19 protein-coding genes, 1 tRNA gene and 1 rRNA gene are annotated in these 25,756 nt (G+C 44.2%); 7 read left to right on the top strand and 14 right to left on the bottom strand.

Going from position 1 to position 25,756, the window contains the following annotated elements:
- Positions 1-184: 184 nt before the first annotated feature.
- Together F6J90_RS23475 and F6J90_RS23470 are read right to left on the bottom strand one after the other, a co-directional pair.
- A tRNA-Ile gene (locus tag F6J90_RS23475) sits at positions 185-258 on the bottom strand.
- Positions 259-371: 113 nt separating this feature from the next.
- A 16S ribosomal RNA gene (locus F6J90_RS23470) occupies positions 372-1,861 on the bottom strand.
- A 300-nt stretch (positions 1,862-2,161) separates the two neighbouring features.
- Here F6J90_RS23470 and F6J90_RS23465 point away from each other — a divergent pair.
- Both F6J90_RS23465 and argS read left to right on the top strand, forming a co-directional pair.
- Complete coding sequence (locus tag F6J90_RS23465; RefSeq protein ID WP_293098944.1) at positions 2,162-2,476, top strand: hypothetical protein; 315 nt, start codon at positions 2,162-2,164, stop codon at positions 2,474-2,476.
- Between the two features lie 117 nt (positions 2,477-2,593).
- Positions 2,594-4,351: an arginine--tRNA ligase gene (gene argS / locus F6J90_RS23460; RefSeq protein ID WP_293098941.1), complete on the top strand. Its 1,758-nt coding sequence runs from the start codon at positions 2,594-2,596 to the stop codon at positions 4,349-4,351.
- A gap of 412 nt (positions 4,352-4,763) precedes the next feature.
- Here the strand turns inward: argS and F6J90_RS23455 are convergent, their stop codons facing one another.
- Together F6J90_RS23455 and def are read right to left on the bottom strand one after the other, a co-directional pair.
- Positions 4,764-5,180, bottom strand: a complete 417-nt coding sequence (locus F6J90_RS23455; protein ID WP_293098939.1) for a helix-turn-helix transcriptional regulator — start codon at positions 5,178-5,180, stop codon at positions 4,764-4,766.
- 181 nt (positions 5,181-5,361) lie between these two features.
- Positions 5,362-5,895, bottom strand: coding sequence for a peptide deformylase (gene def / locus F6J90_RS23450; RefSeq protein WP_293100721.1), 534 nt, complete (start codon positions 5,893-5,895; stop codon positions 5,362-5,364).
- 240 nt (positions 5,896-6,135) lie between these two features.
- On the opposite strand from def, the gene dnaA reads away from it, so the two are divergent.
- Positions 6,136-7,518 carry a chromosomal replication initiator protein DnaA gene (gene dnaA / locus F6J90_RS23445; RefSeq protein WP_293098936.1) on the top strand — a complete coding sequence of 461 codons (1,383 nt, stop codon included), beginning with the start codon at positions 6,136-6,138 and terminating at the stop codon, positions 7,516-7,518.
- 510 nt (positions 7,519-8,028) lie between these two features.
- Here dnaA and F6J90_RS43710 read toward each other — a convergent pair.
- Complete coding sequence (locus tag F6J90_RS43710; protein ID WP_366513833.1) at positions 8,029-8,127, bottom strand: hypothetical protein; 99 nt, start codon at positions 8,125-8,127, stop codon at positions 8,029-8,031.
- Positions 8,128-8,241: 114 nt separating this feature from the next.
- On the opposite strand from F6J90_RS43710, the gene dnaN reads away from it, so the two are divergent.
- Positions 8,242-9,423 (top strand): DNA polymerase III subunit beta, encoded by a 1,182-nt coding sequence (gene dnaN / locus F6J90_RS23435; protein WP_293098932.1) that lies wholly within the window; start codon positions 8,242-8,244, stop codon positions 9,421-9,423.
- Positions 9,424-9,583: 160 nt separating this feature from the next.
- Here dnaN and F6J90_RS23430 read toward each other — a convergent pair whose 3' ends face one another.
- Complete coding sequence (locus F6J90_RS23430; protein ID WP_366513832.1) at positions 9,584-13,099, bottom strand: alpha-mannosidase; 3,516 nt, start codon at positions 13,097-13,099, stop codon at positions 9,584-9,586.
- Positions 13,100-13,601: 502 nt separating this feature from the next.
- Here F6J90_RS23430 and F6J90_RS23425 point away from each other — a divergent pair.
- Positions 13,602-15,578 carry a hypothetical protein gene (locus F6J90_RS23425; RefSeq protein WP_293098929.1) on the top strand — a complete coding sequence of 659 codons (1,977 nt, stop codon included), beginning with the start codon at positions 13,602-13,604 and terminating at the stop codon, positions 15,576-15,578.
- Here the strand turns inward: F6J90_RS23425 and F6J90_RS23420 are convergent.
- Entirely contained in the window at positions 15,538-15,678 is a 141-nt protein-coding gene (locus tag F6J90_RS23420) for a hypothetical protein (RefSeq protein WP_293098927.1), read from the bottom strand. The genes F6J90_RS23425 and F6J90_RS23420 overlap by 41 nt on opposite strands.
- A gap of 543 nt (positions 15,679-16,221) precedes the next feature.
- Here F6J90_RS23420 and F6J90_RS23415 point away from each other — a divergent pair.
- On the top strand, positions 16,222-17,178 hold the full coding sequence (locus tag F6J90_RS23415) for a hypothetical protein (RefSeq protein WP_293098925.1): 957 nt from the start codon (positions 16,222-16,224) through the stop codon (positions 17,176-17,178).
- A gap of 134 nt (positions 17,179-17,312) precedes the next feature.
- On the opposite strand, the gene F6J90_RS23410 is transcribed toward F6J90_RS23415, so the two are convergent.
- From F6J90_RS23410 to F6J90_RS23395, 4 genes are all read right to left on the bottom strand, one after another.
- Entirely contained in the window at positions 17,313-17,903 is a 591-nt protein-coding gene (locus F6J90_RS23410; protein ID WP_293098923.1) for an isoprenylcysteine carboxylmethyltransferase family protein, read from the bottom strand.
- A 27-nt stretch (positions 17,904-17,930) separates the two neighbouring features.
- A complete protein-coding gene (locus tag F6J90_RS23405; RefSeq protein ID WP_293098921.1) occupies positions 17,931-18,101 on the bottom strand; it encodes a hypothetical protein in 171 nt (56 codons plus the stop codon).
- A gap of 245 nt (positions 18,102-18,346) precedes the next feature.
- Complete coding sequence (locus tag F6J90_RS23400) at positions 18,347-18,550, bottom strand: DUF2281 domain-containing protein (protein WP_293098919.1); 204 nt, start codon at positions 18,548-18,550, stop codon at positions 18,347-18,349.
- Between the two features lie 298 nt (positions 18,551-18,848).
- A complete protein-coding gene (locus tag F6J90_RS23395; RefSeq protein WP_293100716.1) occupies positions 18,849-19,043 on the bottom strand; it encodes a hypothetical protein in 195 nt (64 codons plus the stop codon).
- Between the two features lie 17 nt (positions 19,044-19,060).
- Between F6J90_RS23395 and F6J90_RS23390 the strand changes: the two genes are divergently transcribed.
- A complete protein-coding gene (locus tag F6J90_RS23390; RefSeq protein WP_293098917.1) occupies positions 19,061-19,345 on the top strand; it encodes a hypothetical protein in 285 nt (94 codons plus the stop codon).
- Here F6J90_RS23390 and F6J90_RS23385 read toward each other — a convergent pair.
- The 3 genes from F6J90_RS23385 to F6J90_RS23375 form a co-directional block, all read right to left on the bottom strand.
- Complete coding sequence (locus tag F6J90_RS23385; RefSeq protein WP_293098916.1) at positions 19,331-19,831, bottom strand: hypothetical protein; 501 nt, start codon at positions 19,829-19,831, stop codon at positions 19,331-19,333. The two genes, F6J90_RS23390 and F6J90_RS23385, sit on opposite strands and share 15 nt — an antisense overlap.
- A gap of 66 nt (positions 19,832-19,897) precedes the next feature.
- A complete protein-coding gene (locus F6J90_RS23380) occupies positions 19,898-23,482 on the bottom strand; it encodes an AAA-like domain-containing protein (protein WP_293098913.1) in 3,585 nt (1,194 codons plus the stop codon).
- A gap of 206 nt (positions 23,483-23,688) precedes the next feature.
- Complete coding sequence (locus F6J90_RS23375) at positions 23,689-25,749, bottom strand: AAA-like domain-containing protein (protein WP_293098911.1); 2,061 nt, start codon at positions 25,747-25,749, stop codon at positions 23,689-23,691.
- Between the last annotated feature and the right edge of the window lie 7 nt (positions 25,750-25,756).

Genomic DNA, 25,756 nt, shown 5'->3' with positions numbered 1-25,756 from the left:
CGACTTTTTGGCTTTTCTACACTTCGCTATGCAATTTTCTTGGTTCTTTACTGGACTTAAAGCCCAGCATCCTGAACTGGTTCTTTGCCATGTTCCGGTGCTGTTCTTTTTGACAGTATTTTTAGTTTTGGCCTTGATTAGCTCTTGGATTCGAGTGCTATCCGCCTGACCTGTTATTAAGATGTGGGCCATCCTGGACTCGAACCAGGGACCTCACCCTTATCAGGGGTGCGCTCTAACCACCTGAGCTAATAGCCCATAACCGAACCTTAAATAGTTTGAGAGCCTGGTCTTCTACCCTTCGACCTCGGTTGACCTGATTACCACTCTAGCCTCTTTGGCTAGCAGTCGGTCTCAGTGGGTCTCCCTGTAAAGGAGGTGATCCAGCCACACCTTCCGGTACGGCTACCTTGTTACGACTTCACCCCAGTCACCAACCCTGCCTTCGGCATCCCCCTCCCAAAAGGGTTAGGGTAACGACTTCGGGCGTGGCCAGCTTCCATGGTGTGACGGGCGGTGTGTACAAGGCCCGGGAACGGATTCACCGCCGTATTCTGACCGGCGATTACTAGCGATTCCTCCTTCATGCCGGCGAGTTGCAGCCGGCAATCTGAACTGAGGCCAGGTTTGATGAGATTAGCTCCCCCTTGCGAGTTGGCTGCCCTTTGTCCTGACCATTGTAGTACGTGTGTCGCCCAGGGCGTAAGGGGCATGCTGACTTGACGTCATCCCCACCTTCCTCCGGTTTGTCACCGGCAGTCTCTCTAGAGTGCCCACCACCACGTGCTGGCAACTAAAGACGAGGGTTGCGCTCGTTGCGGGACTTAACCCAACATCTCACGACACGAGCTGACGACAGCCATGCACCACCTGTGTTCGCGCTCCCGAAGGCACTCCCAGCTTTCACCGGGATTCGCGACATGTCAAGCCCTGGTAAGGTTCTTCGCGTTGCATCGAATTAAACCACATACTCCACCGCTTGTGCGGGCCCCCGTCAATTCCTTTGAGTTTCACACTTGCGTGCGTACTCCCCAGGCGGGATACTTAACGCGTTGGCTTCGGCACAGCTTGGGTCGATACAAGCTACACCTAGTATCCATCGTTTACAGCTAGGACTACTGGGGTATCTAATCCCATTCGCTCCCCTAGCTTTCGTCCCTCAGTGTCAGGTGCAGTCCAGTAGAGCGCCTTCGCCACCGATGTTCTTCCCGAAATCTACGCATTTCACCGCTACACCGGGAATTCCCTCTACCCCTACTGCCCTCTAGTTCCTCAGTTTCCACTGCCTGCCCAGAGTTAAGCCCTGGTCTTTAACAGCCGACTTGAGGTACCACCTACGGACGCTTTACGCCCAATAATTCCGGATAACGCTTGCATCCTCCGTATTACCGCGGCTGCTGGCACGGAGTTAGCCGATGCTTGTTCCTCAGGTACCGTCACTTTCTTCTTCCCTGATCAAAGAGGTTTACAACCCAAAAGCCTTCCTCCCTCACGCGGTATTGCTCCGTCAGGCTTTCGCCCATTGCGGAAAATTCCCCACTGCTGCCTCCCGTAGGAGTCTGGGCCGTGTCTCAGTCCCAGTGTGGCTGCTCATCCTCTCAGACCAGCTACTGATCGTTGCCTTGGTAGGCTTTTACCCTACCAACTAGCTAATCAGACGCGAGCTCCTCTTATGGCAATAAATCTTTCACCTCTCGGCACATCCGGTATTAGCCACTGTTTCCGGTGGTTGTCCCCGACCCTAAGGCAGATTCTCACGCGTTACTCACCCGTCCGCCACTCCCCCGAAGGGGCGTTCGACTTGCATGTGTTAAGCATACCGCCAGCGTTCATCCTGAGCCAGGATCAAACTCTCCATGGTACTCAAGTTGTTTTTTTTCTTTCCTGGACTCTCCGTCAACTTAAACCGTTAACTTTGAACCAGTTCGGAATTTTAGGTTTTAGTTTTGGCCAATCTGTCCTATAATGAGGTCAGATTAACCTGAAAATTTCTTGACGAGTAGCGACCGTATATTGGCTCTCAAACTATAGATTTTTCTTGGTTCGGGGCGGTGCGGTGCGCTTGGCTTTCCTCATCGCCATTTACTAATGTAAAGGGTAAAAAAGCGTTTGTCAACCCCAATTCCAAATTTTTTTTTGAACAAATCATCGTAAGCTAGGTATGGCAAGGGTTTTGGGCTCAAAAAAAATTTTTTTCAATCCGTTTCGGAGGTCTAATAAGGGCAAGAGGGGGAAGCTTACAGGGGTAGGTTGGTTAGATTTAAGTCGGGAGTCGGGAGTCGGGAGTCGGGAGTCGGGAGTCGGGAGTCGGGAGTCGGGAGTCGGGAGTCGGGAGTCGGAAGAAGTGGGAAATGGGGAGATAGGGAAAATTATCCGGGCAATTATTATTGTATTTTTAGATACATACCTGGTGAGGGGCGTGTCGGTCGATCTTGTAAGTGCGGGTTGGGATAACTACTCCGATGCTCCCGAGTGAAACGGGAAATTTACCTGGATTTACGGTAATTATCCGGTTATGTCCAGGATTAATCGGTAAGTAGTGGCTGTTACCATTCAGAGGCAAGATTAGTGAAGACCCCTTTGCACTGGCACCATGAAATCCATTGTTGAACAACTTAGACTTCAATTCACTCAAGCCTTAACTGCTGCCTTCGGTTCTGACTTGGCAGGGGTAGATCCAATGATGGTACCTGCCAGCAATCCCAAATTTGGTGACTATCAGTCTAATGTGGCGTTGGCTTTGAGCAAACGTTTGAAACAGCAGCCAAGAGCGATCGCAGAATCTTTGTTGCAGTATCTAGATGTGGCGGAACTATGTCAGAGCCCGACTATTGCTGGTCCAGGCTTCATTAATTTGAGCTTAAAACCTGCTTACTTGGAAGAACGGCTAAGGGAGATTCAGACTGACCCACGTCTAGGAGTAGCATTGGCTCAAGCCCCTCGACGGGTCATTGTTGATTTTTCTTCTCCCAATATTGCTAAAGAGATGCATGTGGGACATCTACGTTCAACGATTATTGGGGATTCTATTGCCCGCATCTTAGAATTTCGGGGTCAAAATGTATTGCGCTTGAATCATGTGGGAGATTGGGGAACCCAGTTTGGGATGTTGATTACCTATCTCAGGGAAGCTTACCCAAGTGCTTTGACTACAGCTGATGCCCTGGATTTGGGAGATTTAGTCACCCTTTATCGGCAAGCTAAACAACGGTTTGATGCAGATGAGGAGTTTCGGGAGGCATCTAGGCTCGAAGTTGTTAAACTGCAATCTGGTGCAACGGATAGCCGCCGCGCTTGGCAGCTACTGTGTGACCAATCTCGGCGGGAGTTTCAGATTATCTATGATTTGCTGGATATTCAGCTCACGGAAAGGGGGGAATCGTTTTACAATCCCTTGCTGCCAGAGGTGGTGGACTATTTAGACAAGTCTGGCTTGTTAGTGGAAGATTCGGGAGCCAAATGTGTTTTCCTTGAGGGGTTTACAAATAAAGATGGTGAGCCTTTGCCCTTGATTGTGCAAAAATCTGATCGGGGCTATAACTATGCCACCACTGACTTAGCTGCACTGCGCTACCGGACTGAGCAAGACCGGGCTCAAAAGATTATTTATGTTACCGATTCCGGACAAGCAAATCATTTTGCTCAGGTATTTCAGGTGGCTCGGCGGACTGGTATTCTTCCGGAAAATGTTGAAGTAGTTCATGTTCCCTTTGGTTTGGTTCTGGGGGAAGATGGCAAAAAGCTGAAAACTCGGTCTGGGGAAACAGTGCGGTTGCGGGATTTGTTAGATGAAGCGATCGCACGGGCTGGTGCTGATTTAGAATCGAGACTGAAGCAAGAAGGTCGGGAGGAAACTGACGAATTTAAAGAGCATGTTGCCAAAGTCGTAGGCATCAGTGCAGTTAAGTATGCTGACCTTAGTCAAAATCGTACCAGCAACTATATATTCAGCTTTGATAAGATGTTGGCACTCCAAGGCAATACGGCACCGTATATGCTTTATGCCTATGTCCGAATTCAGGGAATTAGCCGCAAAGGGGAGATTGATTTTGAGCAACTGGGAACCGATGCCAAAATTTTGTTGGAAGAAGACACAGAATTGGTGCTAGGGAAGAAATTATTGAAACTGAGTGAGGTCCTTGGTGAAGTTGAGAAAGAATTGATGCCGAATCGTCTTTGTCAGTACTTGTTTGAACTGAGCCAGAAGTTCAATCAATTCTATGACCAATGCTCTGTACTGAAAGCCGAAGAACCCAAGCGGACATCCCGTCTGCTGCTATGTGATTTGACTGCTAGAACTCTGAAACTGGGATTGTCTTTACTCGGAATTCAGGTACTGGAGCGGATGTAGTACAGTTAACTATCTCAGCTATCAGCCAAGGTCAAAGGCTGATAGCTGAATACTTACGTCAGCTAGTTCACGACACTAGTGTTCAAGCCACAGGGTGAGATAATTGTTTGGTTTTGACCAAAAAAATGGGTTTCAAGCCCCGTCCTTGGTTCGGCGGCTTTCAAGTAATCTGTTATAATCAAAGAGTGGCCTAGCACAGACAGGATTCGTCGGTACTGTCATAAACCCCACGAGCGTTTTGCGATGTTAGCACGTGAGGCGCGAAAAACCTCATTAAAAACGTATGGATCCGTGCCAGATACCGAAAACCAGTAAAGCAAACTTTAAAAACTAAAAAGTACCGTGGGGCACACGGAAACTGAGGAAACTCAACCCTTAGGGAGACAAGCCCACTGGGGTTAGTTAAATTAAGCTAGGTATTTGGTTTTTTTGAACGGATATTCGGCTTAAATATTGCCTTTGACGGATAGCTAATTTTAAGGCATGTCGAAGAACTAAGAATCCCCGTTCTTCCATGATGGGGAGTGTCAACCAAAGCGTTTAAGAAGCGAAACAGCCGCACAATTGAAAAACCAGCCAACTTACCATTGATAAGTGCGGACACTTTAGGCTGATCTACTCCTAAAACCTTTGCCGCCGCAGCTTGTGTCATACCCTGGTTGGCAATAATACTACTAATCTTACGAGCCAGTTCTGCTTTAACGATTAATTCGTCAGAGTTTTCTAAACCTAAATCGGCAAACACATTACCACTACTAGCTTGTACTTCAATTTCTTTGACCATAATTACTACCTCTAAGATTGGCTCGACTCGACGATAATTAGCCATAATCTAACTGGCTGAATCAGCAAAACTCAGCCAGTTTCGAAGATTCTCGTCCCTAGGCGCGATCGGGGTGTTCTTTTCTTAGGGGTAATTCAACCACTCAACCGACCACAGAACTTCGCACTGTCCAGTATCAATAGATTGTAGCGATTTTAAAATTAGTGAGTAAAGGATTTGACAACTGCTATAAGTGATCAATAATCTGCTTCTGATATTCCTCCTCAGTCATCATCTCGTGGGTACTCTCGACTCGGTCTAAAAATACAATCCCGTCAAGATGGTCATATTCATGCTGAAATATCCTGGCTACAAAGTCTGTTAATTGTTGCCGCTGATACTGACCATACCGATTAGTATACTCCACCTCAATTCGACTATACCTGGGTACTAACCCTCGAATTCCTGGAATACTCAGACACCCCTCCCAGTCTTTCACTATCTCAGTATCGTGACTAATAATGGCAGGATTAATCATAGCCGTTGGTTCCATCAAAGGTGCGTGGGGATACCTCAAATTCGGACGAGACGCTACGATAAACAAGCGATAGGATTGAGATACTTGGGGTGCTGCAATGCCAACGCCATTGGCTGCTGTAGCGGTTGCTATGAGCTGATCAATCAGTTGTTGAAGGCGTTCATCCAGCAAGTTATGTACTCGCTGACTGTGCTGCCGTAAAATTGGGTTGCCTAACTGAGCAATTTGTAGTGTTTCACTCACCATAGTAAAAGCCAAACCTCTATATCCGTCAAGCTTATTCGATCAAATGCTCAAACAGTACCTTTATATATTAAAAATTGGTAAAAATTTTTGGGTGGTGGGATATAGGAAAGCGGTGCGACCCCGCGCTTTTTCAAAGCTAAGCGTGAACGCGCACCGTAGGGATTTTTATGCCCTTGGTCTGGGCTGTGGCTCATCACATCTAGCTTAAAAAAAATTGACTACGGTAGAGAAAAAACAGTGAAAATTTCCCCAGAACAACTATGGATTCAGGTATTAGAACGTCTCAAACTACAACTGAGTCAGCCCACCTTTGAAACTTGGCTCAAGACAACTAGTGCTCAACAGCTTGACAATAACTGTTTGCTGATTCGGACTGCCAATCCCTTTTCCAGAAATTGGTTGCAGAAGTATTACGTTAAAACAATTGCTGATGTCGTGGAAGATATTTTAGGTCAACGAGTGGAAATTCACTTCACAACGGCTACAGGAGACAATAACTCAATGACTGGTGATGCTGACTTTTCTTGGTCATTTCCGGTAGCCACTAATCATTCCGAAAATACCTTTAAAAACCAGCCAAGACGCGCTAAGTTAAATCCTAAGCATGTTTTCTCTCGCTTTGTGGTTGGTCCTAATAATCGCATGGCTCATGCTGCATCTCTGGCGGTAGGGGAGTATCCAGGACGAGAGTTTAACCCTCTGTTTCTTTGTGGTGGTGTTGGTTTAGGCAAAACTCATTTGATGCAGGCAATTGGTCATTACCGCTTGGATAATAACCCTGAGTCTAAAATTTTTTATGTTTCTACTGAGCAGTTCACTAATGATTTAATTTCTGCTATTCGCGAGGATAGTATCCAAAGTTTCCGGGAACATTATCGGACAGCGGAGGTACTTTTGGTAGACGATATTCAGTTTATTGAAGGTAAGGAATATACTCAGGAAGAGTTTTTCCACACCTTCAATACTTTGCACGAAGCTGGTAAACAAATTGTCTTGGCATCAGACCGTCCTCCTAATCAGATTAATAGCTTGCAAGAACGCCTTTGTTCCCGCTTTTCTATGGGGTTAATCGCTGATATTCAGCCACCAGATTTGGAAACCAGGATGGCTATCTTGCAAAAAAAGGCAGAGGACGAAAATATACGTCTACCCCATGACGTGGTTGAGTACATTGCTGCTAGCTACACCTCTAACATTAGAGAACTAGAGGGAGCTTTGACTAGGGCTGTGACTTATGTATCGATTTCGGGGTTAGCGATGAATGTGGAAAATATTGCACCGATTTTGAACCCACCAACCAAGAAGATTCAGGCTTCTCCTGAGGTGATTTTAAGTACTATATCTAATACGTTTAATCTTTCAGTGGAAGACTTAAAAAGTAGCTCTCGGAGGCGAGAAATTAGTTGGGCTAGGCAAATTGGGATGTATCTGATGAGGCAGCATACAGAATTGAGCCTACCCCGCATTGGGGAAGAATTTGGGGGCAAAGACCACACGACAGTCATGTACAGCTGCGATAAAATTACTCAGCTGCGGGAAAAAGATGATGAGTTAGCTCAGAAACTTTCTCAGTTAAGCGATCGCATAAATCTGACAGCTAGGAGTCAAAACCAAAAATAAAGCGTGTTTATAGCAATTATCAGCGACGTTTGAGGTACTTTTTTCCTAGCTTTTTGGGAGCAGGGAGTAGGGAATAGGGAATAGGGAATAGGGAATAGGGAATAGGGAACAGGGACAAAATACTCTGTACCTCATTAGGCTAGAAACCGCTATTTTAATTAAAGTTAATTAATTAAAGTTTATTAATTAATCCCTTGAGCTTGATGCTATGATCGAGTCTACTGCTGGAATATCTGGCTTCTGAGTATAAATGCTCTGTGGAAAAATCACCGAATTTTTCCACAACTTTTTCCACAAATGGTTTGCTAACTCAATTATTATTCAGCTATCAGCTATCAGTTATCAGCTATCAGTTATCAGTTATCAGCTATCAGTTATCAGCTATCAGCTATCGGCTATCAGCTATCAGTTATCAGCCATCAGCTATCGGCTATCAGCTATCAGTTATCAGCTATCAGTTATCAGTTATCAGCTAATGCACTACGCGCACGCTACTTGAGGTGCTATCAGCTAAAAGCTGACCACTGACCGCTGACCGCTGACCGCTGACCACTGACCGCTGACCACTGACCGCTGACCACTGACCGCTGACCACTGACCGCTGACCACTGACCGCTGACCACTGACCGCTGAATGCTTAGGTTTTTGAGGTGATTTTGTAGAAAGATTAGTAATCGAGTGCTATAGTTTTCTCCTAAAGTAAGCCCCATTACGAAACCGATCATGAAACTGGTTTGCAGTCAAAGTGACCTCAATACAAACCTTTCACTTGTGAGTCGGGTAGTGCCTTCTCGCCCTACTCATCCTGTGCTGGGAAATGTTTTGTTAGAAGCAGACCAAAAAAATCAGCGGGTGCTACTAACTGCTTTCGACCTTAGCGTGGGTATCCAGACTAGCTTTAATGCTGACGTTGAGACAGGAGGGGAAATTACCCTGCCAGCCAAACTGCTCAATGATATTGTCTCCCGTCTACCTTCAGGGGAAATTACTCTAGAGGATGATGGGAAAGACACAGACAGTGATAGCCTGATTGTCACCTTAACCTCGGCTACCGGACGTTATCAGGTTCGAGGTATGAGTTCTGAGGAATTCCCCGAACTGCCGGAAGTTAACACATCCGTTGCGGTTCATATTCCTGTAGAAGTCTTAAAGGCTGGATTGCAGGGTTCTTTATTTGCCACTAGTTCTGATGAAACTAAGCAAGTGCTGACGGGGGTTCACCTTACTGTACAGTCGGACAAATTGGAATTTGCTGCTACCGATGGTCACCGACTAGCAGTTGTGGAAACTAATCGGAGAATAGAGGAAAGTGCAACGACTGAAGCTACCCAAGAATTGGATGATCATGATTTACCCGTAGAATTTACGTTACCAGCTAGAGCGTTACGGGAGTTGGAGCGGATAGTATCTAAGGCTGAAGCTCAGGATATTATTGCGATTCAGTTTGAACCTGGTCAGATTGTTTGTCAAGGGGGAGAACAGCGTTTAACAAGCCGAACTCTGGAAGGACAGTACCCTTCCTATCATCAGCTGCTTCCCAAACACTTTCAGCGTCAGATCATTCTCGATCGCCGTCAATTACTGAGTGCAGTAGAACGGATTGGAGTGTTGGCTGATCAGAAAAATAATATTGTCAAGTTTAATATTGATAGTGTTAACCAGCGGCTTAATCTATCGGTAGAGGCAAAAGATTTGGGTAGTGGTCGGGAGTCAATGGAAGTAGAAATATCGGGTGATAGTTTGGAAATTGCTTTTAATGTTAAGTACTTAATTGATGGCTTAAAGGCGCTTTCTACCTCTGAGATTAAAATGCAGATGAATGAAGCTAATAGTCCTGTGATTTTTATGCCTCTAGGGGGATTGAATATGACTTATTTGATTATGCCAGTTCAGATTAGGAAATAGTACAGGTTGACATAGCAAAGGGAACAGGAAAAAGGGAACAGGGAACAATAATTATCACAATTTATATAGGAATTTATACATAAATCCGCGCTTTGCTACCTGCTTCCGAAGTTCTATTTTTTCGACTCCCGACTCCCGACTCCCGACTCCCGACTCCCTTCTAAATTATGGATTTAACTGCCAAACTAGTTATTTTCCAAGGGTCTATCTTAACTACTTTCTCATCAGATGATGGTTCTGATAAACTCACAGGTCTTTCCAATAAATCAACTGGGTGAACTACTTTTAATCCCAAATCACTCACTAAGGATAAATTTGCTGACTCCCCATGAGATTCATAACACCTGATAATCCATTGATCTGGGATATCTTCGGATTGTTTAAGTGCCATCAATATTAGAGTCTTGGCTGACAAATTTAATAGTTGTCCGGTTGATGGTAAAGAAGGTCTACTATTATTACTGACATTATTACTGAAAATAGAACTATTGGCGGGAGACCAAAGTAACCCTAGAAATGGTATATTAAGCTGGTATGCTAGGTGAATTGTATCTGCAGAACGCCAATTGCCTTGATGAGGATACAGAGCATAGGTGAATTGGTGGATGCCTTGATCAGCTTCAGGATCGGGCCAAGTGGGAGAGCGAAGCAATGTTAGACGTAATTGGGACGCCTGGGCATCATAACCGTATTTGCAATCATTAAGCAAACTGACACCATAGGTTTGATCACTCAAGTCTGCCCAACGCAGAGCAGGTACTTCCCATTTAGCTTGCTCAGCAGGGGTTTGGGGTCGAGTAGAACGTTGAATTACCCCACAGGGCATTTCATAGGATACATAATCAGCATCAATGGCTAATGGAAACGCAGCTTTGACTAATACATGGCGTTCCTGCCAGTCTACAGTAGTGGCAATTTTGAGTACTGGAGATTGAGCACATAGGATATAGTCCTGACAAAATTGCGATCGCATTAGCCGACGCACCACTCGCAAACGCTTACGCAATACCCCGGTTTCAATCCACTCGATCCCGATCAGCTCAGTTGCAGGCAAAGGATGGTCAGCATAATTTGGGTCTATATTCCATGCATCCCAATATTGACCACTATCCTCAAAAGCTTGTAGCTGATTTCCAGGACCACTAAGCACTTCCCGCTGATTAACCTGATCGAAGACACTACTCAACTCTCCAGTTTCTCGGTCTACCACTACTCGTAGGTATTGATTCTCTAAGACCAAATCTTCAATCGGGAATCGGGAATCGGGAATCGGGAATCGGGAATCGGGAATCGGGAATCGGGAATCGGGAATCGGGAATCGGGAATCGGGAATCGGGAATCGGGAATTGGGAGGTAGCTCTAACTTCAAGTGCTCAGTATTGCTGCACAACCAAAAAACACGATATCCTACCGAAGGAATATTACTGGCTAGAAACAGCAATTCTATCTGACTATAGGAGAGATTGTCATTGTTACAGCGTTTTTCATAACTATCAGGTACAGAGGATTTTTTCCCTGTTCCCTGTTCCCTGTTCCCTGTTCCCTGCTCCCTGCTCCCTGCTCCCTGCTCCCTAAAACCCAAGAATTTATACCTGACCGAATTGCAAACTACTGTATTTTCATGGTTTTGGATGTGCTGGGCTTGATCGTGCCTAACTTGAGAGATTATCTTTTCCCCAAAACAGTCATACACTTCCCATTCCACTGACCCGACCGGTAAAGAAACAGGTAAAGTAACAGCTAAAGAAATAGCAATTACTTCTGAACGCTGCCAATTGAGAGGATTAAAGACAATAATGGCTTGAGCATTGGGTTTTGGTGGTGGTGGCAGGGTGATCTTGGATGCGATCGCATTTAAGGATTCCTCCAATATCTCCCCCGTCACCTCCTCTACTTCCTGCCAAGCCTGATTAGCGTCTACAAAGACTTCCGGAATCGATGTTCCTGGTAAGATGTCGTGAAACTGATTAAATAACACCTTTTTCCAAGCTTCCTCCAGTTCAGTCTTAGGATAGGCTTGTCCTGTCGCAATGGTTTTCAGGGCTGCAAACAGTTCTGCTTGGTACAATAAACCCTCACAACGACGTAGATAGCGCTTTTGGTCAGCGTGAGTGGTATAGCAACCTCGATGGAATTCTAGATAGAGTTCATCATTCCAGACCGGAATCTCTTTAGTGCTTTGGCTTTTCAACCTACTAACCTTTAACAAATACTCACTGGCGGTGGTAAATTCCAGCTTTGGGAAGAATGGGGATTGTTGCCAACGTCTTGCTACTTGTAACATATCCCTGGTGGGACCACCGCCATGATCTCCCACACCAGGTAACCAAAATGCCTCCTTGAGTGAGGTTTGAATTTCCCAATCAATGGCGTAGCTTGCCATAGTAATGGGATTTGTATCCATAACACCAGCAACGTTAGGGGGAGACATCAAGCTGAAGATTTGGCTGCCATCGGGAGACTGCCACCAGAAAGCACCATAGGGAAATTTGGTGGTATCGTTCCAGTGCAGCTTCTGGGTAACGAAGTAGTCAATTCCACCCTGTTTGAGCAATTGCGGTAGTTGCCAACAGAAGCCAAAGCTATCCGTTACCCATGCCACTGTGCTTAACTGACCGAAGGTTTTCTGGACGTAACGTTGAGCATAGAGGATTTGTCGGACAATTGATTCACCATCAATTAAATTTAATTCCGGTTCTACCCACATCCCTCCCACAATTTCCCAACGACCAGCAGCCACTTGTTGTTTAATTGCTTTAAATAAATCAGGCCGATGCTGTTCTATCCAAGCATAAAGGGCAGGGGTGGTATGGCAAAAGGTGAAATCTGGAAATTCTTGCTGTAGCTTTAATACTGATTCAAAGGTACGCACAGCTACGTCCCAGGTCTCGCTGACTGGCCATAGCCAAGCCAGATCAAGGTGAGCATGACCTAGCATTTGGATAGAGTTTTGAGTATTTTGAATTCTGAGGTTTGAATTCTCAATTGTACTGAGTTGTTGGCGCAATCGGGTAAGCGATCGCATAAATTCTGTCCGCTGTGACACCATATCCCAATTAATCTCAGCCACAGCCTTCGCCAGAGTCGCTAATTGTTCTGGTTCAAAGTTAGCGCTATACTTTTGTAAGACAGTCAATTCATCAGCTACAAAGCCTGGATCGATATCATTGGTGGCTTCGTAGAGGATTTGCGATCGCATTAATCCACCGATATCATGACCAGGACTAACCAACCTTAGGGCTACCGCAAACTCTTCCCCTGGCACTACTGTTGAATTGAGCAGCATCCTTGTGGAGGAATCAAACAAATCCCCTTCTTGTACCAGCTGACCGTTGACGAAAATCTCTGCCGATTCTGCCCACCAAGTCAATACCAAACGTAATCCTAAGCCCGATAAAGGATAGCGCTGCAAATCCTGGGGCACTACGAATCGTTGACTCAACCACATCACTTGTCTTCCAGCAGACCAAGTAATGTAATCCTTGTCATTGGGTTGGGCTATTGACCACTTCTCCCAGCACTCTGGTTGAGTTGCCACAGGGTAAGGAATATCTTCGTTACAGTATCGCCAACCCTGCTGAACATTGGTTTGAGTTAAAGCACGGAGTTTTGCGATCGCATGATTAATCCCATCAATAATCCTAATCTGATCCATTTCATTTACAGCGGTTTTCAATTCGGTGAGCTACTTTCGTTCTGGGAGGGAGCAGGGAATCGGGAATCGGGAATCGGGAATCGGGAATCGGGAATCGGGAATCGGGAATCGGGAATCGGGAAACAATCCTGTGTACCTGATCAGCTAGTCTTCATTTAAATTCTCTTGTTATCAGAGCAGGGGAGCTTCGGGTGCAGGGGAGAGGGTTTGACGGTTTTTTTGATAACGGAATAATATCCAATTTTAAATGCGCAACAGGTTATCATTAATTTGTTATTTGTGGTTTATTGACAGTTAACCGTTAACCATCAACTGTCAACCCATAACCACTTCCTGGTATATAGCGTTTCTCATAACTATGAGGTACACAAAATTTTTTACCTCTGCCCTCTTACCTACTCCCTGCTCCCTGCTCCCTGCTCCCTAAAACCCACGACTCTGTACCTCACCCAAATAATAATTGCTATATATGCAGCTTCAATGTCTATCAGCTAGCTAATCCCTCACCCAAGCAATAACCATCATGTCTTCCCCTGCCAAAGGTCCCTATCGCAGTAGATTGTTTAACTTTATCAATCGACAATCTCAACGGTTTGTTGACCAAGTTCAACGTACAATAAGGCATTTAAAGGTTGCAGCGGTATGGGGAGGGCAAATTTTACTTTATCCGGTTTACCTGCTGGTGCAAGCTAGTTTATCCGCTGGGCGTCAAATTTCCGCTTCGGTAAAAGCTGGATTGCCCCAATTAAGGACATTTAGCCATGCCCAGCCCCAGGAAATACCGCCAGAAGCAGATACAGCAATTCAGCGAGTGTTACAAGAGTTGAACCTTGGCAAGTTTACCCTTGAAGCTGATCTAGACAACCTAAAACCGTCTAACGGGCAAGCTGTAACCCTAAATAACGGGCAACCTATCCTACTGGAACGGCAAAGGGGAACATCCCTAAATAACCAGGAACCTGTAACCCTATATAACGGGCAAGCTGTAACCCCAGCTAAACCCGCGACTAATAAGCATATCCTAATTCACGGAGTGGCCTGTTTATTGGACAACCGGGGTCTAGTGCTGGTGACAGTGGAAAATCAAATTCTGGATATATTGACACCCCAGCAGCAGCACAAACTAGCATCCAGAATCAGCTGGGAGGTGGCTGACTTATTGCGTAAATGGCGTTTAGCCCACTCGTTAGATGGCAAAAAAGCATCCCCTTCCCTTGCTACCTTAGATCACCCCCCTATTTTTCCACCGATCAGGCTATTCTGGCGATTAATGGCCTGGGTGCAAACTAGTCCTGTAGCGATCGCAATTAATCTGTTCGGGGAATCCAGCATCATTCTACCTGTTGCCAAGGGTCAATCAGCCACCTCTAATCACCGACAACCTAAACCCAAACCATTCCAGCTATCACCTTCTAGCCCAATTGAGGAGCTATTAACTTCCCTGGATAACAAATTCCTGGAACTGGAATCACATCAATTAGTACAAAGAGCTGAAGTAGTGGTTAAACTGAGTAAGCAAATCCCCCTAACCCTGCGCCAGAGTACTAATCAGCTGATTCAAGCCCTACAAAAACCATTTATTAAGGGTGATAGCTCAGAGGAGGTAACGACTGGGTCTGAAACTAACCGATTTAAACTCTTAAGCTTAATCTATGCGGCGATTGACTACTTTTTTGGCAGAAAACCGTCTAATTTTAGTTTGATTGGTTCCTCAGAACAATCCGAAATTGCTTCTGGTTCTGGAAAGGTTTTACCAGATTTCTACCCAGAATGCCATCAGCTATCAGGAGATAATTCCCCTCCACTTTCCCCGTCATTAATACCATCCACCTCAACACCATCTCGGTCTAAATCAGATGAACTTGATCCTTGGTTAACCGATAATGATTTATGGGACAACCCAGATGGATCTGACCAGCCCGAAAATTTATCTTCCTCAACCTCCAACTCCGGAAATCAGGCAGAATTACCGGTTGCTAATCTTAAATCTAGACATCAGTTACCAGAAGGATTTAACAGCAAGATTCCTGTGAAGTCAGAAAAGTCTATTTGGACTCTATTTAAGCGATACCTGAACTTACTAAAGGCTCCAGGTAAGCTGATTATTTCGAGAACTAAATCTTCAAAAGTTCAACCAAAACCATCTATCAGCCAGAATAAAAATTCCAGGACTGACAAATCACCAGACCTGTCCCAAATTCAGGGTAATTTAGGAAAAACTACTCCCAAAGAATCTCAAGATGAACCGCTAGCAGTTGTTAATTCGGGTAACAGCAAGGTTAACGGATCTAAGGGAGAAGAAAATGGCGCGATCGCTAACTCTAGAAACGATAGTGATGTAGAGCCAAATCACGACTGGATTGAAACTGAGGCAACTCCAGAAGGATATATTAAGCATCCTTTAGAACGAGTGTTGGAGTGGTTAGACATCACCATACTTTGGATAGAAGAGCTAGTGGTTAAAATTTGGCGGTTGCTGCAACGGTTGTGGCCATTTTGAATAGAAGGGAATAGGGAATAGGGAGTAGGGAGTAGGGAGTAGGGAGTAGGGAGTAGGGAGTAGGCAATAGGCAATAGGGAAACAATCTTGTGTACCTCATAGTTATGAAAAACGCTAGCAGTAAGCATTCAGCCGTCAGCCGTCAGCCCTCAGCCGTCAGCCAAAGGCCTTTGCCTGAATTCACCTCAAGTAGCACCATCTGTAGCGCTAATCGCTGATACTCACATCTTGCACCATTCTCAATAAGCTTGGTTCATGTAGGGTGGGCAGTGCATCAGACAGATAATGAAGCTTGCAAACCACGTTGGTAGGCACTGCCTGGGGTGTGGGGTGTGGGGTGTGGGGTGTGGGGTGAGGTGTGGGGTAGGCTGTTCACTTTGTGCGATGGCCATAGCTTAAACTTCATGCACTTTTTGTCTGATAGTATCAGACAGTGTATCTCTTGCATGATATCCATTCTGGGCGTTATCGCCGTACGCGTTCGCGTAGCGTGAGCAAAGCTCAATCCCGGTGTGAACGATCTCCCCCAAAAAAGACCCATAATAAACACCCCAGGCACTGCCCACCCGAAGATTAATGACAATGGTGCTGATAACTGATAGCTGAATGCTAACAACAAACCTAAATATAGCTCATTTAGCTTATGATTGAGATTATCGCAAAAATTGTTTATATTCTAGCATTTTTATCTATAGGATTCTCCTTAACAGAAGTCTACCTATCTTCCAATAAGATCTGGAAACGAAAACATGATAATGAAGTGGCTGAAAGTGTATCGGTTATGGCCGAATTTATGGCTATAATACCAGGATTTTTCTTTGCGTTGAACTTTTTGTTTGAGAGACAATGGCAAGGTTTTTTGGACACTATTATCTATATTGGTATGAGTGTATTTTACGTTTTTGTAGGGATAAAATTCTGGGTAAATGATGAGAGAAAAAAAGGGTTATTCAGGCTAATCAAGCAAGCACTAAATTCTGAAAAACAAGAGGTAGGAGATCTGGCCAAATCATTCTTTAAACCTTCGGGAGCGCAAACAATCATCTATATTCTTAGTCAGATAGCTCTAATTGATGACAAATTACATCCTCAAGAAAAAGAGTTTATCCAAAGGTTTGCGGACAATTGGAATATAGATTTTTCCTGGGAAACTTTAACCAATAATAGACTAGAAGGTGCCAACAAAAACTTTATAAAATTGCGTGAGGATGTAGTTGATTATCTAGCTATTTCACCGCCATATAAGCAAGTATCTCAACTCAGGGATGTCGTCAATGCATTAATCAATATTGATGACGAAGTTTCTGAACAGGAAAAACTTATTGTAGCTGAACTTAACGGTCTTTTTTCCCGATATCTAGGTGAAAGATTAGATAATGAAGTTTATCGGGTAGTGATTGTGCCGCAAACTGAACAGCAAGAGGAAGTGATTGAAACGTCTTTACCAGAATTATCGCGCTACTCGACCAAAGGAGGATTTGCCTATCAGACAAATTCTTTTTACTCTAAGCAATACGCAGCAATAATTTGCGATCAGTATCGGAGCCTCAATCTAATTAGCTTCGTGACGACAATTGACCAAATTATTGTTTCTTCGTGAAACTTACTCTCCCTAAAAATAAGCAATCAGTAAGTTAGTGGTTGTTCTGGCTTTATCGAGCGGTTTGAGCAGCCAATTTATTGACGGTAATCTGGAGGGGCGACAAGTCGCCCCTCCAGGTATTTGTCTCAATCTCAGTTTTCGACATTTGACGCTGATATGGGTCTACTAAACCGCAATAACTTAGGCAAAAACATTCCTGTGTTTTCTTTATACACTTTATAGTCAGCCGCAAAACTACTAGCTAAAAATTTAGCTTCTTCTTGGCGAGCAACTTGATAGTAGGGTACAAATATTACTACTACTGTGATTAGTAGCCAGAGTTGATTAGTAACAAAAACAGCAGCTAGCACACAGAGTAGGTAGGATGTGTAAAAGGGATTACGAATAAATTTATAGGGGCCAGTTGTAATTATGTGGTTTGGTAAATCATCGGAATAGCAAACAGACAAAGGCTTATCCTTAGTTGTTTTAACTGCCCACCAAAACAAAACTAATGAGATGCTATAGATGGTCAGTCCCATTAATCCTATGATTAAATTAATTTCTTCAGTAAGAACAATCATACTGACCTGTAGAACTATTAATGGTATCCAGAATACAACCAGGATCCGTACAGCATTTGGCATGCCGTTAGGGCGAGTAAATAAAGCCAAGCCTGCCCAAGAAAAACTGATCAAACACGCTGTAAATAAGATTAAGGCGCAAGATTTTAATACTAGCATGATGTTGGCTCTTCCGTACTTGTTATGCTAAATTAATACTTTGATGAAGGGAGCAGGGAGCAGGGAGTAGGGAGTAGGGAAGAAGGAAAAAATAATGTGTACCTCATAGCTATGATAAACGGTATATAAGCAATTAGCTATCAGCTTAAGCGCTATGCACACGCTATGGGAAAAGCTTTTGAATAAAATAATGACCACTGACTGCTGACAGTTGACCGCTGACCGCTGAATGCTTACCTCTAGAAGAACTTTGACATGGGTGCATGTCAGTTTTGTTAATCCCTGATTCAGATCCCCCTAAATCCCCCGAGCGAGCAATCCCTCGCTCGGGGGACTTTTCAATCTAATTCCCCCCTTTTTTTAAGGGGGGTTAGGGGGGATCTATGTACCTAATTACAAATTTGACATGCTCCCCTTTGACATTACATATATTCTGCCAAATCTTATAATGGTTCATCAAAATTATCTGACATAATGATTTGACCTGCCCAACTACCATAACCGTGAACGTTTTCTAGTTTTTCCTGTTCAGATTGTGTATTATTTTGATAGTTTTGTCGTAAATATTCTGCATAATGCAATAGTTTTTTATTGAGATATTCAGGTAAATTAATGACAACTTTCCATAAGGCTAAATCAGTATTCATAACGTTTATTGTAACCAGATAAAGGGATGATTACAATTTGAGTAAGCAAGATATCGGCGTTGCTGATTCTGGGTATGGTTTCGCCCCCCTAGCCCCCCAATTTTGGGGGGAACAAAACTCTCAAAGTCCCCCATAATTGGGGGATTTAGGGGGCTTTAATAAAACCCAATGATCGCCAATTCATTCCTTAATTCAGCAACGCCAAGATATAAGCTTATGCGCTACGCGCACGCGTGCGCGTTCAGCATTCAGTGTGGAACAGACAAGATGCCCGTTCCACAAACATAGATGTAAATTCCTAGGATTCTTCATCCATCGGATTATTCCCGACATCAAAAATAATTATAAATTCCGCATCAGGCATTAATCGTTTCAGGGCCCACAAATGTCCTTCGGCATCCGATCGGTTGCGGAAGCGACCAACAACTACCCGCTGCATTTTGGGTAACAGCCGCATGACCACCCATGGATGAAGGCGTTCAGAATAGGTCATCATTAAAGTATCTCCTTGTGATTGGGGAGCCAGAGCTAGCCCGTAGATTTTGGACTTTCGCCGGGCTAGCTCTTGACTCTGGGCGTCTCAGCGCCCACCTTTATACTATAGCACAAAAATATTATATTATAACATATTTTGAAAAATTTTGTAACAAACTTTTTGGGAGTCGGGAATCGGGAATCGGGAGTCGGGAATCGGGAGCAGGGAAACTCTTGCCTATTGCCTCTTGCCTATTGCCTCTTGCCTCTTGCCTCTTGCCTATTGCCTCTTGCCTCTTACCACCCTTACTCCCAACGTAAACTCTCCAACACCTCTTCCGTAAAAGGATTCTTACCAGCCCGGAGCTCATCTATCCATTTTTGCCGTTTTGCTTTCAACTCATCATCATCGGTCCAGTCTACAAATGCCTGAAAGTCTGATATCGCTCCTGCGGTATCCCCAGTCAGAGCCCTAGCCAAACCACGACTATCCAGAATACGTCGATCTTCAGGTTCTTTTGCTACTGCTTTTTCACAGGCATCCATCACGTCAGCAGCATATCCATGGAGGCTACCAAACCAACAGATTTGATTCCAAGAATAAGCAGAAATTTCTAGGTTTGGATCTAGTTTTTGTGCTTCTTTATAGAGAGATAGGGCTTTGGTTACTTCACCTTGTCTTGCTAACTGCTCACCTTGTTCAAATTTAGCGGGTGCTGCTAGCTGTTTGGCTTTTGTCTCTGGCTGTAATTCTAGCTCTGGATTCCATGCTTGGGCTTTTTGGAACTTAGCAATAGCACCCTCCACATCCCCCTCTTTCGCTAACTCCTCACCTTGTTTAACAAAACCAGAAGCTGCAGCTATTTTGCCATCTTAATCTTGGCATTTCTTTAAGCTATCTAAGGATTCAGGATGATCCACAAAGTACTCTTCAAGCAACTTACATCCCCTAGCTAGCATCTCACCTAAATCTTCAACCGCCCAGAGTCTGACAGTTTTGTCCCTTGATGCCGTAGCCAGGGTTTTACCATCTCGGCTAAAGCTTACACTATTTACCGAGTCAAGATGTCCTTTCAACAGAGCTAATGGATTGCCCTGTAAATCCCAGAGTCTGACCGTTTTGTCCGATGATGCACTAGCAAGCATCTTACCATCGGTACTAAAACTTACACTATTTACCGACTCAAGATGTCCTTTCAACAGTGCTAATTGATTTCCTTCTAAATCCCAGAGTCTGACAGTTTTGTCCCTTGATGCCGTAGCCAGCCTCTGACCATCGGGGCTAAACCTTACACTTTCTACCCAGTCAAGATGTCCTTTCAACAGTGCTAATTGATTTCCTTGTAAATCCCAAAGTCTGACCGTATTGTCCCATGATGCCGTAGCCAGCCTCTGACCATCGGGGCTAAACCTTACACTTTCTACCCAGTCAAGATGTCCTTTCAACAGTGCTAATTGATTTCCTTCTAAATCCCAGAGTCTGACCGTATTGTCGGATAATGCAGTAGCAAGCATCTTACCATCGGGGCTAAAACTTATACTAAATACCAACTCTTGATGTCCTTTCAACAGAGCTAATGGATTGCCCTGTAAATCCCAGAGTCTGACCGTTTTGTCCGATGATGCACTAGCAAGCATCTTACCATCGGGGCTAAAGCTTACACTATTTACCTCGGATTGATGTCCTTTCAACAGAGCTAATGGATTGCCCTGTAAATCCCAGAGTCTGACCGTTTTGTCCGATGATGCACTAGCAAGCATCTTACCATCGGGGCTAAAGCTTACACTTGATAGCGAGGATTTATGTCCTTGAAATAGAGCTAATTGCTTTCCCTGTAAATCCCAGAGTCTGACAGTTTTGTCGTCTGATGCCGTAGCCAGGGTTTTACCATCTCGGCTAAAACTTACACTTCTTACCTCGGATTGATGTCCTCTCAAAAGAGCTAATTGCTTTCCCTGTAAATCCCAGAGTCTAACAGTTTTGTCAAATGATGCAGAAGCGAGCATCTTACCATCTCGGCTAAAACTTACACTTGATACAGAGGATTGATGTCCTCTCAACAGAGCTAATTGCTTTCCCTGTAAATCCCAGAGTCTGACCGTTTTGTCGTCTGATGCGGTAGCCAGTATCTTACCATCTCGGCTAAAACTTACACTTCTTACCAACTTTTGATGTCCTCTCAACAGAGCTAATTGCTTTCCCTGTAAATCCCAGAGTCTGACCGTTTTGTCGTCTGATGCCGTAGCCAGGGTTTTACCATCTCGGCTAAAACTTACACTTCTTACCAACTTTTGATGTCCTCTCAACAGAGCTAATTGCTTTCCCTGTAAATCCCAGAGTCTGACAGTTTTGTCCGATAATGCCATAGCCAGCCTTTTACCATCGGGGCTAAAACTTACACTTAATAGCGAGGATGGATGTCCTCTCAACAGAGCTAATTGATTTCCTTCTAAATCCCAAAGTATCACAGTAAGGTCGGATCCAGTAGCAAGCCTCTTACCATCTCGGCTAAAACTTACACTTCTTACCGAGGATTCATGTCCTTTCAACAGAGCTAATTGATTTCCCTGTAAATCCCAGAGTCTGACAGTTTGGTCAAATGATGCAGTAGCAAGCATCTTACCATCGGGGCTAAAACTTACACTTGATACCAAGGATTCATGTCCTCGAAATCTTCTCTTTTCTTTGAATTTACTAAGACTCTGCTGTAGAGCATACAGAGGACTAATAGCAGGATAGTTATCCAGGGGGCGACCATCTTTCACGATATTATATAGTTGTTGCCCAGTCTCCATGGCTGAGTATAAAAGCTCTCGCTCGCCATAGTAAACATTATCCCCTCCTAAGCGTCGTAAAATACTAACCCCTTGTTGTTCTAGTCGGGTACCTGTTTGAGCTTCCTGTGATTGTTTAAAATTATCTCTAGCTTTGATCCCAGTCACTACAGCCACAATTAAGGACAAACCCAGTACAGTACCACCTATACTTATGATCCACTTCGCTTTTTCTTTTGCTTCAGTTAAGATCCGCTTTTCTTCTACTAATACCTGTCGGTCTAATTCCTGAGCAGCTGACAAAAACTGATAATCCAAATCGCTCAAACTTTTACCCTTAGCCCAAGCTTGAGCATTCTCTAACGCTACCCCCCGCAACAAACGAGCTTCATCCTGACACCCAGACTCAACCCAAGCAGTAAACGTTTCAGAATAGGGACGGAGTCTCGCTAATTCTTGCTTAACCCAATCGCGATCAAAAACACTCCCATAAATCCGGTTATTAACCGTCAAATAGCCATTTCGCTCCACTACCAACCCCGATAGCCTTAATTCCGTCTGTTCTTCACTGCCATCAGCGGCAAGACTACCCTGATCTAATACGTGCTGATACAATCCCAACAGCCTACTCGCCCGTTGCTCATTTCTGAGAATGCGATCGCGTATGGTCTTCAAGTGCTCTGGCTTATCCTGAGATACCCAATTGTCAATAATCTGGGTACGGGCGACCTGTGCAACTCCAGTTCCCCCCTTGTTAAGGGGGGTTAGGGGGGTACCCAATCCCGGAGTGCTGTGGATGGATCCCCCTCCCGTCCCCCTTAATAAGGGGGAAGCCAGAGCAGAGTTAGATTCGCCTCCAGAAGTTCCCTCAACTCCAGTTCCCCCCTTGTTAAGGGGGGTTAGGGGGGATCCATCCACCATTAACTTACACAACTTCTGGGTCAGAAACGGTTGTCCCCTTGTCCAGGTCAATATCTCATCTAACACCTGTTCAGGATTATCCACTTTCCCTACCAAACCAGGGAGCAGTGGTGTTTTCGCCTCTTCAAAGGTAAAGCCAGTCAGTTCAATATCCCGACCAATATTAAACGGAGTGCGCTGTTTATCCTGAATCAAATCCGCTGGAGTTGCTACTCCCAGCAAACAAAAACTCAGCCGATTGTAGGCAGAATGTTCGGCTCGTTTGTTATAACAACTGCGAATAAATGCAAAAAAATCATCTTTAAACGCTACTTTAATAATACTGTCTATTTCATCTAGAAATATAACAATACTTTCCGGAATAGCTTCTAACAATACCGATTCAATAAACTTGCCAAATCCTAACAAGGGAGCGATGTGCTCTGTTTCTCTAAACCAAGCCTCTTCATCAAATTTATCTGATAGCTTCAACTCATCCACCAGCATCACTATCAAGCTTGAATACCACATCTCTACCGGTATATTCTCTTTCCCAATCATGGTAAAATCGATACAACCACAGGCTACTCCTGCTTCTTGGAGGCGCTTCATAGTTCGTACCCGCAAACTGGATTTACCCATCTGTCGCGAGTTGAGCACATAACAAAATTCCCCAGCCATCAAAGCCTGAAAAATTTCGGTATCGGCTTTTCGCAGGGCATAAGTCGTGGCATCTTGAGGTAAACTTCCCCCAACTTGGTAGATTGTTGGTTGCTTGGTCATGATAGGAAAGGGAGTAGGGAGTAGGGAGTAGGGAGTAGGGAACAGGGAATAGGGAATAGGGAACAGTAGTTAAGATATTCCAGTAGTTTTTGGTGTGATGCTAAAGGGATGCAGCATTGGCTTTGATGATATATTTATAGGGTTTAACAATATTTTTTTTCTCTTCCTATTTCACTCCTCCCTGCTCCCTGCTCCCTACTCCCTAACTATAAAAGCCTATTACTAAAATACTGACGATACAAATTATATCGAGGAACACAATCATTACCGATTACTCTGACTAATCCCAGACTTTCTAATAGATAGCTTGCCTTAGCATCCAGACGCAAAGCTTGAGTAGTTGTCAGTAATTTATTGAAAGGGTTTAGTAAATTGGGATGGAGAATTAGATTATTTAAAAGTTCTCGCAAATGATGACGATAAATCCCTGATTCTGTCGGGGCGGTTTCTAAAAGATGCTCCATGGTCATGTTGGGATTTTTGCTAATAGTAGAGAAAGCCAGGTTCAACAAATAAGGATGTCCCCCTACCATTCCCATTAATTTTTGCCCTGATTCAATCGATAAACTTAAACCATAACGCCCAGCTAAACTCTGAATTTTATCTAAGTAAAAATCAGTTAAATCTACAGGATATCCCACATTAAAAGGAGACTGATTGATATCCAATTCAATATAAACTTCCGTAGAATAAACGACAATCAAGCGCAATTTATTCCAAGGCTCATTATTTTTGGAATCTTCATGCCAAGTGCGCAGCAACCCTAGAAATTCGCCAGCTACTTGTTGATAAGCAAACACTCGGTCTACTTCATCCAAGCACAAAACTATAGGAGTGGATAAAGAGGCTAAGAGATACTGCTCAAAATATCGTTGACAATTTACCTTACTATATAACCGTTTACTCCAATACTTATCCAACTGGTCTGATAACCCCAAGTTGTCACCAACTCGTACACAAAACGACTGTAAAAATATATCCAAGTCATGGCAAGGTAACTGATTCAGATTTAAATAAACCGTGCCATAACCCCTAGATTTAGCATAATCAAGAATCCGATGACTGAGTAAGGTTTTACCCATCAGCTTCGGTGCTTTAATCCGAATTAGCTGCCCTGGTTGTAAAATCTTTTGATAACACTCAGCATCTTGGGGACGTTCTATATAAAAGTCTTCAACTTTAGCGGTTGTCTGTGGTTGATTATTAGTGCTATTTGTGCTATTATTAGAGTTAGTATTATAATTTGGTAATTCAATACCGAGTAATGCTAAAAATTCTGGTATAGACTGAGGGCGATCGCTAGCCACCAAATTCATGGCATTGAGAATGGCTCGATTTATGCGTCCGCTAATCTTAGGATTAAAATCCTTTGGTGCTGGTAATTCAGCTCCCTGAATCCGCTCATCAGCTGATACTGGTTTCTTTCCAGTTAAGAGCACATACAAGGTAGCGGCCAAAGCATAAACATCGGTATAAGGACCGAGTTGCGAACGCCACTCATATTGTTCCAGAGGAGCATAACCTGGAGTCACGGCATAGAGATGAGTTTGTGTAACCCCAGGCACAAACTTAGTAGCAATGCCCAAATCAATCAACACCGCACCAGAACCATCGTGACCCACCATGATGTTATCAGGTTTAACATCCCGATGGAGCAACCCTTGCTGATGAATGTCCCAGAGGGCGCTACCAATTTGCTTGATGTAGAGCAGCGCTTGCTCTTCTGAGAGCACACCCTGCCGTTTCACCAGAGCCGACAAGGTTTCCCCCTCGATGTATTCCATGATTAGGCAGGGCAGTTCACCTTCTCGGATAATTTCTTCAGATAAACGGACTAGATGAGGATTCCCACGGCTACATTGGGCTAACTTTACCGCTTCGTTGGCAAAAATTTTCCAAAATTCTAATAAATTATCTTGGCGGAGTACATGATTAACGATAGTTTTGATAACGATGCGATCGCCTGTTTTAGTTCGGGCTAAATACGTAATACCTAGTCCACCTTGTCCTAGTTTTTTTTCGATGGTGTACTTATCCTTCTGTAGCTGATAACCAGGGGGCCAGGTAAGATGACTTACGCCGTAGTTGTGGTTAGGTCGCTGACTTGAGGGAGGTTTGTAGGGAGGAGCAGGCTCTCCCACAGTAACAGTTATTGCTTGTGTGGTGCTGCTATGACGAATTTTAGGGGAATTAAACCAGCGTTTAACCGCATTACTTAACCGCTGCTTGAATTTCCCACAGACTGACCGATGCTTATTAGTCTTCATCTGAGAT

Source organism: Moorena sp. SIOASIH, assembly GCF_010671925.1.
Lineage (GTDB): Bacteria > Cyanobacteriota > Cyanobacteriia > Cyanobacteriales > Coleofasciculaceae > Moorena.
This window is presented reverse-complemented; position numbering and strand designations above follow the sequence as displayed.